This window comes from Lacticaseibacillus rhamnosus (genome assembly GCF_900636965.1).
GTDB lineage: Bacteria > Bacillota > Bacilli > Lactobacillales > Lactobacillaceae > Lacticaseibacillus > Lacticaseibacillus rhamnosus.
Genome location: NZ_LR134331.1, coordinates 524,531 through 540,228 on the forward strand (window position 1 = coordinate 524,531; position 15,698 = coordinate 540,228).

General features: G+C 45.8%; 15 protein-coding genes. 9 read left to right on the forward strand and 6 right to left on the reverse strand.

Features of this window, described 5'->3' with window-relative positions; all coding sequences use genetic code 11:
* Nucleotides 1-64 precede the first annotated feature (64 nt).
* The 6 genes from EL173_RS02615 to EL173_RS02645 all read left to right on the forward strand — a co-directional run bounded on the left by EL173_RS02615 (nucleotide 65) and on the right by EL173_RS02645 (nucleotide 6,037).
* Complete coding sequence (locus tag EL173_RS02615) at nucleotides 65-1,228, forward strand: MFS transporter (RefSeq protein WP_005691640.1); 1,164 nt, start codon at nucleotides 65-67, stop codon at nucleotides 1,226-1,228.
* Nucleotides 1,229-1,381: 153 nt separating this feature from the next.
* The gene (locus tag EL173_RS02620; RefSeq protein WP_014571131.1) at nucleotides 1,382-1,957 is read left to right on the forward strand and encodes a DNA-3-methyladenine glycosylase I; all 576 of its coding nucleotides are present in this window, start codon (nucleotides 1,382-1,384) and stop codon (nucleotides 1,955-1,957) included.
* Nucleotides 1,958-2,099: 142 nt separating this feature from the next.
* Nucleotides 2,100-2,696 (forward strand): IS607 family transposase, encoded by a 597-nt coding sequence (locus EL173_RS02625; protein WP_005691643.1) that lies wholly within the window; start codon nucleotides 2,100-2,102, stop codon nucleotides 2,694-2,696.
* 34 nt (nucleotides 2,697-2,730) lie between these two features.
* Nucleotides 2,731-3,912 (forward strand): RNA-guided endonuclease InsQ/TnpB family protein, encoded by a 1,182-nt coding sequence (locus EL173_RS02630; RefSeq protein ID WP_014571132.1) that lies wholly within the window; start codon nucleotides 2,731-2,733, stop codon nucleotides 3,910-3,912.
* A 231-nt stretch (nucleotides 3,913-4,143) separates the two neighbouring features.
* A complete protein-coding gene (locus tag EL173_RS02640; RefSeq protein WP_005691646.1) occupies nucleotides 4,144-4,362 on the forward strand; it encodes an AbrB/MazE/SpoVT family DNA-binding domain-containing protein in 219 nt (72 codons plus the stop codon).
* Between the two features lie 259 nt (nucleotides 4,363-4,621).
* On the forward strand, nucleotides 4,622-6,037 hold the full coding sequence (locus tag EL173_RS02645; RefSeq protein WP_019728464.1) for an IS5-like element ISLrh2 family transposase: 1,416 nt from the start codon (nucleotides 4,622-4,624) through the stop codon (nucleotides 6,035-6,037).
* Nucleotides 6,038-6,071: 34 nt separating this feature from the next.
* Here EL173_RS02645 and fba read toward each other — a convergent pair whose 3' ends face one another.
* Nucleotides 6,072-6,953: a class II fructose-1,6-bisphosphate aldolase gene (gene fba / locus EL173_RS02650; protein WP_005684263.1), complete on the reverse strand. Its 882-nt coding sequence runs from the start codon at nucleotides 6,951-6,953 to the stop codon at nucleotides 6,072-6,074.
* A gap of 588 nt (nucleotides 6,954-7,541) precedes the next feature.
* Between fba and EL173_RS02655 the strand changes: the two genes are divergently transcribed.
* The gene (locus EL173_RS02655; RefSeq protein ID WP_005691647.1) at nucleotides 7,542-9,275 is read left to right on the forward strand and encodes a pyruvate oxidase; all 1,734 of its coding nucleotides are present in this window, start codon (nucleotides 7,542-7,544) and stop codon (nucleotides 9,273-9,275) included.
* Nucleotides 9,276-9,486: 211 nt separating this feature from the next.
* On the opposite strand, the gene EL173_RS02660 is transcribed toward EL173_RS02655, so the two are convergent.
* The 3 genes from EL173_RS02660 to EL173_RS02670 all read right to left on the reverse strand — a co-directional run bounded on the left by EL173_RS02660 (nucleotide 9,487) and on the right by EL173_RS02670 (nucleotide 12,100).
* Nucleotides 9,487-9,774 carry a hypothetical protein gene (locus tag EL173_RS02660; protein ID WP_005691648.1) on the reverse strand — a complete coding sequence of 96 codons (288 nt, stop codon included), beginning with the start codon at nucleotides 9,772-9,774 and terminating at the stop codon, nucleotides 9,487-9,489.
* Nucleotides 9,775-9,976: 202 nt separating this feature from the next.
* On the reverse strand, nucleotides 9,977-10,990 hold the full coding sequence (locus tag EL173_RS02665) for a serine hydrolase domain-containing protein (RefSeq protein ID WP_005691650.1): 1,014 nt from the start codon (nucleotides 10,988-10,990) through the stop codon (nucleotides 9,977-9,979).
* Between the two features lie 42 nt (nucleotides 10,991-11,032).
* Nucleotides 11,033-12,100 carry a mandelate racemase/muconate lactonizing enzyme family protein gene (locus EL173_RS02670; protein ID WP_005691652.1) on the reverse strand — a complete coding sequence of 356 codons (1,068 nt, stop codon included), beginning with the start codon at nucleotides 12,098-12,100 and terminating at the stop codon, nucleotides 11,033-11,035.
* A 183-nt stretch (nucleotides 12,101-12,283) separates the two neighbouring features.
* On the opposite strand from EL173_RS02670, the gene EL173_RS02675 reads away from it, so the two are divergent.
* The gene (locus EL173_RS02675) at nucleotides 12,284-13,018 is read left to right on the forward strand and encodes a class I SAM-dependent methyltransferase (protein WP_014571134.1); all 735 of its coding nucleotides are present in this window, start codon (nucleotides 12,284-12,286) and stop codon (nucleotides 13,016-13,018) included.
* Between the two features lie 104 nt (nucleotides 13,019-13,122).
* Nucleotides 13,123-13,875, forward strand: coding sequence for a gamma-glutamyl-gamma-aminobutyrate hydrolase family protein (locus EL173_RS02680; protein WP_014571135.1), 753 nt, complete (start codon nucleotides 13,123-13,125; stop codon nucleotides 13,873-13,875).
* 86 nt (nucleotides 13,876-13,961) lie between these two features.
* Here the strand turns inward: EL173_RS02680 and EL173_RS02685 are convergent, their stop codons facing one another.
* Both EL173_RS02685 and EL173_RS02690 read right to left on the reverse strand, forming a co-directional pair.
* Nucleotides 13,962-14,837: a nucleotidyl transferase AbiEii/AbiGii toxin family protein gene (locus EL173_RS02685; RefSeq protein WP_005691657.1), complete on the reverse strand. Its 876-nt coding sequence runs from the start codon at nucleotides 14,835-14,837 to the stop codon at nucleotides 13,962-13,964.
* Nucleotides 14,837-15,433: a type IV toxin-antitoxin system AbiEi family antitoxin domain-containing protein gene (locus tag EL173_RS02690; protein WP_014571136.1), complete on the reverse strand. Its 597-nt coding sequence runs from the start codon at nucleotides 15,431-15,433 to the stop codon at nucleotides 14,837-14,839. Before EL173_RS02690 ends, EL173_RS02685 begins: the two co-directional genes overlap by 1 nt.
* Nucleotides 15,434-15,698 lie beyond the last annotated feature (265 nt).

A 15,698-nucleotide genomic window follows, 5' to 3' on the forward strand; every position in this document is an offset into this window, starting at 1 on the left:
CTTATTTTTTAGCAGTAATTGTTTGATATTTTTAAAACTATAAAATGAACCGGGGGCTTTTTGCATGAAACATCGTCAACTATCCTTACTTTTCTTCTTAGTCATGTTTGTGATCGGGACGGACACTTTCCTGGTTTCACCGCTGTTACCGACACTGACACATTATTATGGCATTACGACCAGCCTTTCCGGGTTTATTGTCAGCGCTTATGCCATTGGATACATGCTGTCAGCGCTGTTGATCGGCCCGATTTCGGATCGCCATGATCGTAAAAAGATCCTGGTTGGTGGGTTAGTCGTTTTCACCGTGGCGACTGCGAGTTGTGGATTAGCGAATACTTTTGCGTGGATGTTGATCACGCGCTTTGTTGCCGGAATTGCCGCTGCGACTGCCGGTCCACAGATTTGGGCTGCGATCCCTGTTTTATTCCCGCGTCAGCAAGTGGTCAAAGTGATGGGCTATGCGACCGCTGGCTTGGCAGTGGCGCAAATCGTCGGCGTTCCTTTAGGCAGTTACTTAGCAGTTTGGTCTTGGCGTTTCCCGTTCTTTTTCGTCGGAGCCATTGCGTTGATCCTGACGCTTTTGGTTATGCGTCTAATGCCTAGTTTGAACGATGCAAAGGCTGCACCGGCATCCGAGAGTATTTATCGGCAGCTAGTCGGTAATCACCCGGTTATGAAGTTGTTAGCGGCGTACTTATTGTTCCAAACGGCCAATTTCTGCGGCTTTGCGTTTATCGGTACGTGGTTTGCTAAAAGTTTCAACTTATCCGTTGGCGCGATTGGCAGCTTTATTCTGTTAATCGGCGTAGGTCAGTTTGTAGGCAGCCTTCTTGGCAGTCGGCTTGTGACATGGTTAGGTCAACCTCACGCCTTTTTACTTGAATTTATCTTGTTCATCATCGGTTATGTGGTGCTACCGTTTGCCAACTCACCACTTGCGGCCACGATTATTCTTGCGCTCATTTATACTATTGGCGGGGCTTTGTTGCCGCTGTTTATGAGCACGTTACAGGAGCATGCCGGTACAGCTCGCAGCACGATCTCGGCGTTGGCCAATGCAGTGATGTATTTAGGCGAAGCAATTGGCGGCGTCATCGGTGGCGTTTTAATCAAGCAGTTTGCCGGTTTTTCCGGAATTGCAACGTTTACGGCAGTGGTCGCGGTGTTGGCAATGCTGTTATATGCACAGCAGGGGTACTTTAAGCAGTTACAGACAAGTAGATAACTTAACTTGCATTGGAAAATGATTCGTCAACCTCGGTTTTGACATCATTGTTTTGCAAATCACGCGTTGACAAGTTGGCGTTGTTTTAACCTGACAGAGACTGTATAATTAAAAGGCAGAACATATGTTTGTATCTTGGAAGGGGAATGTCAATTGCCAGCTAATAAACAAAGATGCGCGTGGGCGGATACCACCAATGATTTAATGCGCCAATATCATGATACCGAATGGGGACGTCCGAGCCATGACAATCGCCACTTGTTTGAGCTGTTGTCACTTGAAATCATGCAAGCAGGATTGAGCTGGCAGACCGTATTAAACAAGCGGGCAGCATTTAAGGCGGCGTTTGCTGATTTCGATTATCAACAAGTTGCACAAATGACGCCACAAATTCCTGCGCTTTTGAAAAATGATCAAATTATTCGGAATCGAATGAAAGTGACGGCGATGATCAAAAATGCCAATGCCGTTGCGCAGTTAGTGGCCAATGGTACGGATTTTGACCATTATGTTTGGAATTTTGTCAGTAACCAACCCATTCAACATCATATTGAGCGGCATGAACAGGTACCGAATACAACCGATTTGGCCAAACAGATGAGCAAGCAGATGAAGAAGGATGGCTTTGCGTTTACCGGTCCTGTGGTTGTGTACTCGTTTATGCAAGCGGCGGGGTTGGTTAACGATCACGAAACAGGTTGCTTTGTTTATCAGCAGCTTGGCCAATAACTGGGGATTTAGATTTTGGATTGACGTAACCATGATTTCACAGCTTTTAAACGGGGAGGTGATCAACAGTACCTATAAACATGGAACAATATAGAATATAAGGGTATAATACGAGCATAATAATCAAGTGGAAGGTGCTCGTATGTTCAAACCAAACGAAATGGCTAAGCGACTTGGTGTGACCGTCAAAACTCTGCAAAAATGGGATAATTCCGGTAAGTTTAAAGCTCATCGAACGCCGACAAATCGACGCTATTACACTGAGGATCAATATTTGGCTTATATCAGTCATAATGATCAACCAAAGAAACGTCTTCAGGTGGCTTATGCTCGAGTATCAAATGTCGGGCAAAAAGATGATCTAGCTAATCAAATTGATTTTTTGCGTCGATATGCTAATGGTAAGGGCATTATTCTTGATGAAGTGATAACGGATATTGGGAGTGGCCTAAACTACAAACGCAAAAAATGGAATGCCTTGTTAGATGATGTGATGGCTGGTCATGTTGAAACTATTTTCGTGACTTATAAAGATCGTTTTGTTCGTTTCGGCTACGACTGGTTTGAACGCCTAGCGCAAAAGTTCGACACCCAAATCGTGGTGTTGAATAACCCTGATCTTTCGCCTCAAGAAGAACTAACTGAAGACCTGATTAGTATTATTCACGTGTTTTCTTGCCGATTATATGGCTTACGTAAATACAAGAAGAAACTTGAAGACGATCCGTCTTTGAAGTAAGTCCCTTAGTTAACTTGAAAGGAGGTGAACACTTTTGATTAAAACGCATAAGATCAAACTATATCCCAATTCAACGATGCGCAAAGAACTAGATAAATTGTTTGATTATCGCCGTTTCGTCTGGAATCAAGCGCTGGAAATCTGGAATGACATGTATGATGCTTCTTTAGTCATGATAGATAAGTCAATACGGCCTAATGAGCGAAAAGTTCGTGATGAACTGGTGGCGAATAAGGCAGATTGGCAGTTTGAACGATCAGCGCGAGTCTTACAGCTTGCCGTGAATGATTTAAGTAAGGCGTGGGCAAACTATTTCAATCCTAAAATGCCCAATCATGACAAGCCTAGGTGGAAGTCGAAAAAGCGATCACGTAAAACTTTTAAAACGGATCGTGCTCAGATAGTCAATGGCAAGCTTCGTTTGGATCAGCCACGTGGTACCAAACTCTGGTATGACATTAAACTGGCTGAACTGCCACGATGGCGGGGTGACATCAAGCAAGTTTGCATCGTTCAAGACGCAGATGGCTACTATGCATCGTTGTCTATTGAAGCTGCAGTCCTAGCTGAAAAAAGACCCATTCGACGGGTTACTGGCGTTGATGTCAATGTGGGCAAGTTCGACTACCGAACTGCCTCCGGTTATGCCATTCAGCCGACAATACCTGCTTCGCTAGCAGCACTTTACGCTCGTATCACGCACTACCAAAAACAGCTTGCCCGTAAACGAACCACAAATCCAAAGCGCTTTAATTCAGCGACCTATCGCGCAACGAGAACCAAGTTGAAGCGAAACTATCAACGCGTTGAACGGATACAAATGGATTTGTTAAACAAATTTACAACCAAGCTAATTGTAGATAACGATCTAATTGGGATAGAAGACTTGGATAATCAGCACATGCGCATGAATCGTCGTCTTGCTAAAAACCTGCATCGTTCAATGTTTGGTAAATTCAAAATCATGATGCAATACAAAGCGGATTGGAACGGCAGTACTTTAATTCTTGCCGATCCAATGTTTCCGAGTACGCAACGGTGTTCAAAATGTGGTTACATCAAAACTGGTGAAGAGAAACTTACTTTGCACGGTAATGCCAAATACCACACTGGACATGACGATTACATTTGCTACCAATGCGGTGCTAGGATGCGGCGCGATGAAAATGCAGTTGATAACCTGATCGATTATGCGAAATCAAAAGTACAGGGGTAGGCTATACCCTAAAAGTTCAAGAGGCGGTCACTGTCATGATGAATTATTTCAGAGTGGGAATATCGCTGTTGACGGGACTAAATGAAATGCTGAATGTCAATCAAGAAAGGAAATATATAGAACCTTTATTGGTGTCAAAGAGACATTCTTCCACATTTTATATAGCAGCGTATTTGATTAAAATACAACAACCCATTTATACTGATTTAAAACCAAAAAGAGGTCTGATCAATGGAAACGACAATTTGTAAGATTGGAGATTCGGTTGGCGTCATTTTTCCACGAGCATTACAAGCTGAAGTTGGCAGAAAATATAAGATTTCTAAAGTTAAGGATACATTTGTGCTGACACCGCTGCGATCTGATTTATTTGCCGCTGCCGCTGATTGGCAAGGATTCAGAGATGCTGTGACTGATGAAGACCTAGCATGGGATGAGATAGAGGACTAAGCGTACGTCATCCTAAATTCAGTCACAGCGGCAGCACTCATCCTTAACAGCTCAAGTAACGAGAGACGAAAAGAACCCACTCGCAATTTTCAGCGAGTGGGTTCTTTAAATAGTGGATGGTGAAAAACTATAAAAGTACTTTCATGATAGGCTTTGACAATAGTTAAGTGTATAATAAGTGTAAGCCTTATTTGCCCGAAATGCCTATGCTTTGGGATTTACCCTTGCACTTATCGCTGACCTATCGGAGGAATTGATCATGGTTTATCGTCAAAAAGCAACGCAACTATCACTTGAATCCTTTGGAAGCGCTCTGGGAACACCGCTCAGCCCGGACAACGAGTGGGTTCAATATGCAGAATTGATCCCATGGGCCAAACTTGAAGAGGCATACCAATTACAGTTCCCTTCAAAAACCGGCCGAGCAGCGAAGCCATTTCGATTGCTTTATGGCGCAACGTTGATCCAGTTGAAGAAAGGCCTGACCGACCGCCAAGTTGTCGACGATATCCGTGATACACCAGCCTATCAGTACTTCATCGGATTACCCGAATATCGCGCTAAGAAGCCATTTGAACACACAACGTTGGTGCACTTTCGCCAACGGCTTTCAGCCATCTCAGATTTGATCCGCAACATTACTAATGACTTCACGCGCGAGCGGTTGGAGGCCGATCTACCTGAGGGGACACATGTTTTGATTAGTGATGCGACTGCCGTTCCGGTCAAGATCAAGTATCCCCAAGATACAACGCTGCTTAACCAGAGTCGTTTGAATCTCGAACAAATGGTCACAGATCTGGCCCACGGGTTAGGTGTGGAAATTCCGCGGACGTACAGACGTGAAGCAAAAGGTAAGTGGACCGCTTTTTCGAGGAAACCGCGGCGTCAAAACAAGGAACGCCGCAAACAGCTTCAGGCTCAGCTACAATACATCCGAAGAGATCTGCGATATGTGGCGGAACTGCTTGCGCAAGGCGGTCAGCTCACTGATTGGCAAGCACAGCGTCTGGAAGTGATTAAACAAGTCTATGAGCAGCAGCTCTTCATGTTTGAGAACCACACTCACCATGTCGAGAATCGCATCGTTAGCCTTCAACAGCCGTATATCCGGCCAATCGTGCGAGGTAAGGCAAAGCAGTCCGTTGAGTTTGGCGCCAAGATTGACTGTTCCATGTTGGATGGCGTGATTGATGTAGAGCGTTTCGACTTCAATTCATTTAACGAAAGCACTGATCTTGAAGTAACGCTTGACCATGCTTTTGACCTAGTGGGTGAATATCCGGATGAGGTGCTGGTCGATACTCTCTATCGCACGCGAGATAACATCAATCTGTGTAAGAAGCTAGGCATTAAACTTAATGGGCCAAAGCTGGGTCGAAAGCCCAAACATGTGGATCCGAAACAGCGCAAAGCCGATGTCAGTGCGGAAAACCGTCGCGGTGCCATTGAGCGCAAGTTTGCCTTCTTGAAAGGTTCACTTGGGCTTGACTTAGTGAACACCAGAACGGCTGAGTCCTTGGTGGTAACGGTGGATAGCGCGATTGCATTGGCAAATATCGACCTCCTCCTTAAGCTTTTTTCTGTACCAATTTCTATTGTGGTCGAACAGGGTGGCCTGCATTATCAAATCAACTATAAAGTGACTGAAATTCGGCCAGAAACCGCAGCCTAAATCACCAGGCACTAAATAGTCTTTGATTAAAAAATTAAAGTGCTTCAGGAACCATCTTAACTGGCTTGTTGCCAATCCAGCCGGTGATTTCCTTGAAGGTATCGGTGATCGCATCGGTGCCTGGCTTGAGCATCTTACGAGGGTCAAAGCCCTTGCCTTGTTGATCCTTACCAGCTTCGATGTATTCACGTGTTGCCTTAGCAAAGGCAAGTTGGCATTCGGTGTTGATGTTCAACTTGGAAATGCCCATGGTGATCGCCTTTTGAACTTGTTCTTGAGGGATACCGGAACCACCGTGGAGAACGAGCGGCATCTTAACAGCGTCGTTCAATTCTTGTAAGCGGTCGAAGTGCAGACCTTTCCAGTTGTCTGGATATTGGCCGTGGATGTTACCAATGCCAGCTGCCAGGAAGTCGATCCCGGTAGCTGCCAAAGTCTTGGCTTCTTCAACATCAGCTAATTCACCTTCGCCGACAACACCGTCTTCTTCACCGCCGATGGAACCAACTTCAGCTTCAACGGAAATGCCCTTGGCGTGGGCCAGCTTAACGATTTCCTTGGTCTTTTCCAAGTTATCTTCAAAGTCGAGGTCGTGGCCGTCAAACATAACTGAGTTGTAGCCAGCAGCAATAGCTTCCTTGGCTGCTTCATAGTTACCGTGGTCCAAGTGAATCACAACAGGAACTGTGATGTCCATGGCTTTAACGGCAGCTTCGATCATGGTTTGGCAAAATTCATAGCCACCCATGTACTTAGCAGCACCCATGGAAGTCTGGATGATAACCGGAACGTTCAATTCTTGAGCGCCGGCGAGAATGGCACGAGTCCATTCCAAGTTGTTGGTGTTGAAGGCACCGATACAGTAGTGACCTTTATGTGCAGCTTTTACAAGCTCTGCAGCGTTAACTAATGGCATGTAGATATCCTCCTACGAAATATACAATTCACAACTGTTGTATTCTACCATAAATGACAAAAGAAAAGGGCGAGAAAATGATGAGAACGTGACGGTTTTACTGACCGGTTTGAAAGAAAACGGTCACGTTGATAACCCACCGTTACCAAGGCTCCATTAAATTTACCGTAGTTTCAGAAAAAACGCCATTGATTGACTCGGCATTTTCAGAGGTTAGAATCTGCTTACTCAAGCCAACTAGCCAACAATGAAAAAGGTCATGACAATGACGGTGATTAGCGATTGTTACAGGTTGAAATGAGATTTTTCTCATTTTATATTAGATGAGCTGCGGGGTAACGTAGTGGATTTCACAAGCTGATTTAAAATGACCGACGCATAAATCGCTTTCTTTAGTGGGTTGTGATGGTAGAATCTTCAAAAAATAACTGAATAAAAAGAGCTTTTCACAAGCTTTTGGTGTCCCCACAAATAAGACCTTGCTTAGAACGATTGACCCTGGAAATCAAAGCACTAAGGTAAAGGTAGTAACAGATTGATAACAATTGAGTTGTTCACACGAATAAATTAACCAAAGGAGATCTTGATATGGCAACAAAAGCAGCGGATCAGTTAGTCAGCGTCTTGATGGATTGGCAGGTTAAGCATGTGTTTGGCTTGCCTGGTGACTCCATTGACACCACCGTGGATGCTTTACGGCGCCAACAAGATAAGATCAAGTTCGTTCAGGTACGTCATGAAGAAGTCGCCGCACTGGCTGCTGCATCAACGGCTAAGCTGACAGGTGGCCTCGGTGTTTGCTTGTCAATCGGCGGGCCCGGCGCGATTCATCTATTGAATGGCCTGTATGATGCCAAAATGGATCATGTTCCTGTACTGGCATTATTAGGGCAAGTCACAACCAGTAACTTAAATGAAGGCTTTTTCCAGGAAGTCAACACGCCTAAGCTATTCGATGACGTGGCGGTTTACAACAAAACTGTCATGGCATCAGATAATTTAGGCCAGATCGTTGACACGGCCATTCGCACCGCGTTCACGGAAAAAGGCGTTGCGGTGTTGACGATTCCAGACGACTTGCCTGATCAAAAGGAAACCACCAGTTACCGCGACAGTGCAGCGGCGTTTGCCTTGAATGTACCGGAAGTGGATCCTAAGCAGTTGGATGATGTGGCTTCGCTTTTGCAAAAGTCCCAGAAACCTTTAGCCTTGATTGGCCGTGGGGCGGAAAATGCCGGTGAAGCCGTTCAAAAATTTGTTGAAGCGAACCATATCCCGTTTATTCAGACCATGCCGGCGAAAGGAACGGTGGCAGACGATCATCCGAATAGCCTCGGTAATGTCGGCAAGCTCGGGACGAAGCCTGCGTATGAAGCCATGAAGGCAACAGACCTGTTGTTTATGATCGGGACCAATTATCCATACACCCCCTATTTGCCAGATGCAGGGCAGGCTAAGTGTGTCCAGATTGATACGCAGCCGGAGAACTTAGGCAAGCGGTATTCGGTTGATGTTGCCGTGGACGGCGATGTCGGTGCCTTTTTAACCGAACTGAATGCCAAAGGAGCTTTGCGTGATGATGATCGCTTCTTGAAAGCATGCCGGAAGAATATGGAGAGTTGGGACAAATGGATGGCCGAAAAACGGCTACTGGATACGAACCCTGCCTCACCGGAAGCCGTCTTTGCGACAATTGACCAAACGGCGCCTAAAGATGCGGTTTACTCGATTGATGTCGGCACGTCAACGTCTTGGGGTGCCCGTTTTCTGAATGTCCAGCCAACGCAGAAGTATACGATTTCTGCGTGGTTAGGGACGATGGGCTGTGGGCTACCCGGAGCGATTGCAGGTGCCGAGGCATTTCCAAAGCGGCAAAATATCAGCGTGGCCGGTGACGGTGCTTTTGCCATGGTCATGCAGGATTTTGTCACGGCGGTCAAGTATAAGCTGCCAATCATCATGGTGGTTTTGAATAATCAAAAGCTTGCCTTCATTGAATACGAACAACAAAGCGCCGGTCAGTTGAATTATGAAATTGATTTGGCCGACATGGATTACGCCAAAATTGCCGAGGCCGCTGGTGGCGTTGGCTATACCGCACACAGTAATGCTGAATTTAAAGAGGCACTCACCAAAGCCTATCAAGAAACAGACAAGCCGGTTTTGATCAATACCTATGTTCAAGACGACGCGCCACTACCAGGAAAGATTGTTGGTGAAGAAGCGAAAGGCTACATGAAGTATGGCTCCCAGTATCTTGAAAATTATTGGAAGATTCCTTCCATGCCGCCATTGAAAGATATTATGCGGCAATTCTTCTAAAATTTATGGGAGTGCAACAATGAAAACAGGCATGGCTTAAATTGGACAGTGACTTAAGCCGTGCCTGTTTTTGTTTGGAGTGGTTGACGAGCAAATAACGGGAATCCGGCAGCTGAACTTAGTCTGCCGGATTTTGCTAGCTTGTGCATGAGTTATTTGTTAACGGTATTAACACGCCGCAGCTTCCAACATCACAATTGCGTATCAAAGCCTATAAACTTAGCGGCCAAAGATTATTGCCGAGCTGTTTAAACGAGAAGACTTTATCCCAGAGCGCTTTTTCTTCAACAGTAAACGAAAAGCGATCACTCAACTTAACGGAAGGCGCAAAATTGAAAAAAGATTGGAGCGCGCCGGTGAAGGCAGTTCCGTGGCTGTTTTTCAGCTCTTTTAAACTTTTGGCAACGTATCTCGCCGTCTCGGAACTCGGATGGTTGTGGCTCAGCTTTACGCTCAGTTGTTCCATACTGGCGATGACTTCTTCGGGTTGAACTTTCATGAGGCGATCCTCCTGCTTTTCAATAGAATACGCTTACATTATAATTCTAAGGCAAGTTGGATGCAATGCATTTTACTTTTAAAGCAGATGGGGATGCCGATGTTTATTGATTTATTTTACTCTTTATACTAAATATTACACCTTTAATTAATAAATAAACTAATATCAGCTTGCTATCTTGGCGTAAATTATTGCCTTTAAACTATAACGATGTGCGCCAGTTGGCCATCTCCTCTTGCCATTTTTTGAGTGTCTCAACACCAGGCGACATGTTGGTCAGCGTAATCTGTGCTAATTGCTTTTCAAATGAAACATCAAAAAACGCCCAGTAACCGAAAATATGACCATTGTGACTTAACCAGTGCTGTGTTCGGGATTTCATCCAACCCATGCCGTAAAAGTCGTGGGTCAGCGTCAGTGCCTCATCCCACGCGGATTCCGGCAAAATGCGGCGCTGTAAAACGGCCCGCGCCCAGATGGCCAAGTCTGCGAGTGAACTCACCACCGCGCCATCTCCACCTTGGTAGTGGCCGCGGCCAAGGGCGACTGGTTTGCCGTTAGTAAAGTCCAAATCATCGTAACTATTGGCATCAGCATGTTGCGTGCCCAGTTGAGTCTTCGTCATCGCCAATGGCTCAAAGAAGTGTTGGTTGAGAAAGTCACGCAATGGCATATTCGCAACCTGCCTAATAATATGTCCCAGAAGGTAGTAGTTACTATTGGAATAGGCACCTTTTGCATCCGGCGCAAAGTCGAGGGGATGCTGATTGAGCAATTCGATAATCTGCTGAAGGGCGTCATTGCCGTTGAGATCTTCTAGGATGGGGTAACTTAAATGCGATTCGCTCGCATCGGGCATTTTTTTTGCATAGTCGGCCAGCAGTAGCTCCGTATAATCCGGAATCCCACTCGCCATATGTAGCATCTGACGCAAGGTGATTTGTTTGGCGAAACGATATTCAGGCAAGTAGTCCGACAGCGGTGCATCGATATTCAGTTTTCCCGCGGCATTTAGTAATAAGATACTGTTGGCCGTGAACTGTTTGCTCAGTGAGCCTAAGCCGCTAGTGGTGTTGAGCGTAAACGGCTGATGCTTGGCAAAGTCAGCCATACCGTTTTGCCAGTATGACAGCATACGGTGAGCGTCGACCAAAACAGTGGCACCATTTAGTTGATACTTTTTATTAATTAGTTGATAACCTTGAAGATTATGCACGTAAAATTCTCCTTATATGTTTGGCTAAAATTCACACTTCTTCTATAAATGAACTTCAACACCTAATCCCGGCCGATCAGACAAGGTTAAGGTTTCTCCGTCTGCTTCAAACCCGCCAGTGAGCCAATCGGTTTCTTCTAGCAGCATGAAGCTATCGACATCGCCGTAACGAACATTGGCGTGGGCTGCGATAAAGTGGGCGGAGGCGGCGGTTCCTAGGCGGGTTTCGGCGTTGCAGCCGACCATACACCCAATCCCGGCTGCTGCGGCGATGGCATTGATAGCGTTGGCGCCTGCAAAACCGCCTGATTTGGCTAATTTAATATTGATCAGGTCAGTTGCACCGAGTTTAACCGCGGCACTGGCATCATGTGCGTTGTGAACACTTTCATCAAGCATCAACGGCACCGCGAGTTCTTGGCGAAGTGCTGGGGCTTCCATGAGTTGCCAATCCGGTAATGGTTGTTCGAGGGCGATGAGGTTGGGAAGTTGCAATTGAGCCATGATGCGGCGGGTTTGGGCGGCGGTCCAAGCTTGGTTGGCATCGACCTTAATGGAAACGTTAGGACCGACTGCTGCACTGACCGCTTTGATAGCCGCGATATCGGCAAGTTCATCGTTACCTGCCTTTAACTTTAAGGCGGTGAATCCGGCGTGTACATATTGTTGGGCTGTTGCTGCCATTTCTTCAGCTGAGCCGATGGGAATCGTGATATCGGTGGTAATGGTGTTGCAGTCGCCACCGAACAATTGCCAAAGCGGCATGCCAGCCGATTTTCCCAAAATATCGCTGCAGGCAACGTCAATCCCGCACTTTAAGGCAGTGTGACCGGCCATCACCGCATCCATGCGCGCATGGACTTGTTCGAGATTGCGCGGATCAGTGCCCACTAGTGCTGCGGCAAATGTTGGTAAAGCAGCTTGCTCGGTTTCATTCGTTTCGCCATTGACCGGTGCATATGGTGATGCCTCGCCAAAGCCGGTCATGCCAGTATCCGTTTCAATTTTAATGATGAGAGTCGTGATCGCACTCAATTCTCCTAAGGCAAGTTTGAACGGGGTTTTGAGTTTAATCGGCCGGGGATGAGCGGTAATCGCAGTAATTTGCATGGCTGCCTCCTATTGATAAGTATTGAGCCAACGGTAGCATGCATCGTCATGATTTTCAAACTAAAATATCATTGGAATGTAACCCGAATCAAATTTTTGACGGGCAGTTTTCTAGCCGCGCGGTTGCGTCACCGCGACAGGACTGCGATGATGGCAATAAGCAGACAACGATGGAGGCAAAACATGACAGCTATTTATGATGATCCGGATTTTTTCAAGGCTTATAGTCAAATGGATCGCTCGAAAAAAGGTTTAGCCGGCGCTGGCGAGTGGCACGAGTTGAAAACGGTGCTGCCGGACTTTACCGGTAAACGGGTACTCGATCTGGGGTGTGGCTATGGGTGGCACTGTCGATACGCCGCTGAGCATGGGGCCAAAACGGTGCTAGGAATTGATACTTCCGCCAAAATGCTGGCCGAAGCCGCGACGATGACCCACGATCAACCCATCGTTTATCAACAAATGGATATGCAGGCCATTGATCAATTGCCAGGATCTTTTGATGTCATCTTAAGTTCACTGGCCATTCATTACATTGCTGATTATGCAGGTCTGGTTCAAAAAATCAGTGCCAAATTACCCGTGGACGGCCAGTTTATCATGTCAGTGGAACATCCGGTTTTTACGGCTCAAGGTGACGAGACATGGATCAAAGATGATCGCGGGCATAACCTTTATTGGCCGGTAGATCGATATTTTGCGGAAGGTCAGCGTGAAACCGAGTTTTTGGACCACCGCATTCAAAAATACCACCGGACGTTGACGACCTATTTGAATACGCTGCTTGATCATCACTTACGCTTGGATCGTGTGATTGAACCGACGCCCACTGCCGCGATGGTGCGGGATATTCCCGGTATGGCTGATGAGCTGCGGCGACCGATGATGTTAATTGTGGCTACGACTAAAACCGCTTGACCATTCGAAATTAAGATGCAGGCAGAGACTTGAATATTGTCGCGTCAAAAATAACGGGGTATACTTTTGAAAATGAAAATAAGAAGAAAGCGAAGGGACCTCGCGTGAAATTTAAGATTGGTATTCCCACCGATGAACTCATTGAAATTAATCCTATCATGCCGAACAATCATCCGGCTTATGCACCACATGATGTCAAAGAAGCTTTCATTAAATTAGGCGCGATACCGTTGATCATCGCTTTTCCGGATGATGTCAGCAAGGTTGACCAGCTGGCACAAGATTATGTGCAGCTGATTGACGGCCTGATGTTGCCAGGTGGACCGGATGTGGACCCAACGTTTTACGGGGAAGAGCCACATCCGAAGATTGGGATGACGCTGTACCAGAAAGATCGTTTTGAAATTGCCTTGATTAAGGCGGCGTTGGCTGCGGACAAGCCGATTTTCGGCATTTGCCGCGGGATTCAGATTATGAACGTGGCGATGGGTGGAACGTTGTATCAGGATCTTGAGAGTCAGTATCCGGAGTTGAAAATCCAACACCCACAAGCCACACTGGGGCAATTTGCGACCCACCATGTCGAATTGACCGCTGGCAGCAAATTGGCCAAGCTTTACGGGCAGTCAACGATTAAAGTTAACTCGCGCCATCACCAAGCTGTTAAAGCGGTGGGTAAGGGATTGAAAGTGACGGCGGTTGCACCGGATGGCGTGATTGAAGGCATGGAATCCACAGATACCGATCTCTTCCTCGGCGTTCAATGGCATCCGGAAAACATGTGGCAACAGGAAGATCCGCAGCAGTTAGTTGTCTTTCAGGACTTTCTGGATCGAATCGCTGCTCATCGCAAGTAAATCAGCTGGCCAGCTAGCACACGCATCATGGTGAAAATTGAATCTAAAAAGCCGTCTCCAGTTTGGATGGCGGCTTTTTAGATTTTCTATTTCTCGGTTTGCGGCGCGCTAAAAATTTGGGTAAGTTGTTTCCTTGCACTGTCTAACACGCGAGTAAAGCGGATATCTTGCGCAAATTTCTTTGTTTGCTGATAGCTTTTCCAAGATAGTGCCATTCCAGGTGCTGTTTTGAGTTCTTCGAGTATGGCTTCTCCCTGACTTAACGTGAGATTACCGATCTTTTTTGCTTTAGCTGTTTCGTGAAAGGCTTTGATCAACTGTTGATGGTCTAAGTCGATTGATATTAGTGTACTGAGAGCCCAAATGTCATAGAAGTCTTTGGCTCTGGTATTGTTGGGACCCTTTTGGTAGATCGTTATCAATTTATCAGCCATGATTTGTTCTTGAGGAAAGGCGTTTATTGTAATTTTGTCATGCGCGTCAATAAAGTTAGTATGCACAAACTTTATTGGATTAGGGTAAATCACGTCACCTGTTGAAATATCAATATTCAGTTTTGATCGTGTTTTTCCCATTGTTCCAATGACACCCAAGCGGAATCCGGGATATTTATTTTCATTCATTTCTGACTTTACTTGCGTGATTTCAAAATGAATTGGTCCTTCCGCGTGCTCAAAGATGTCAAAAAAGATTTTTTTGAGTTCGTCAGCGTTTAAGCTGTAATGATTTAAAGTTACGTCGAGATCAGTTGTTGTTCGTAAGGGGGCGCCGATTAATGTCATAATCTCAAAGCCCCCTTTAAAGACAAAATCACTTCTGTACTTTGATTCAGAAATCTGGCGCAAAAGTTCCTGCAGTCGAAAGAGCAGCTGTAGGTCCTGACGCGGCACTCCAAGAGAATCTGCTGATTTGTTAATGCGATTAGCAATCATTTGGGGAGATAGATTAGCATACGGCGGCATTAGGCTAGTACCTCCAGTAATTTAAAGATGTCGCTCTGCGGATATAGTTGCTCTTTAAGTTTTTTAAGCCGCTTATAGGAATTGACGTTATTGCCATATTCGTACATGTAATTGTTAATTGCTTCTTTGCGCGAGTATGGGGCAACATCTGATCGTTCCCAGAATTCAAGTAAGGTTCGTTCCACCGAATAAGCCGGCACTAGTCCCATGTTGGGCGTTTGGACTGATGTGATACCTGGAAAATAACGGTCGGGGACATAGTAAATCGGCACAATACCATGCTCAGCTAAACGGGGATTACTGTAACCATGTGGAAAAGCCATGATGAATCGGTCAGGCAGTTGATCGGTTAATCCATGCAGAAACAAGGCTGTATCAAGAGCAAAGACGCCTTTTGTATAGCGCTGCGATAAAACTTCAAAGTCATCCCATGTGTACCCGTTCTCAACATAAACGCCGCGCGCCTCTCGCAAGATTTTTCCATTTTTGACGGCTTGATTAAGCGTAGAGGAGGAGACACCAAAACGCTTGGCTGTGCCGCTAACAAAAGTGTGATGTTCCTGTAATAACGCATTGAGGCCGCTCGCAACACCCATAAGAGGCTCTCCTTTCGAGTTGGCTTTATATACATCAAATATATCATATGTAGTATATATAAACAAACCAACTTTCTTATAGAGATTTACTTTTGCTGTAGGATGCAAGGGGAGATGTGTCTAAGTTGAGCAGTGTCGTTAAGAGTAATGCCAGTTTCTTAACAAGATGTTTAGAGGAGATTCGAAAGGCAATTTTCAGAAATTCTTTCATTTCACCAATAATCATGTAAGATTGAAGCCGAGTGATGTTACGTAACGGGTGTTG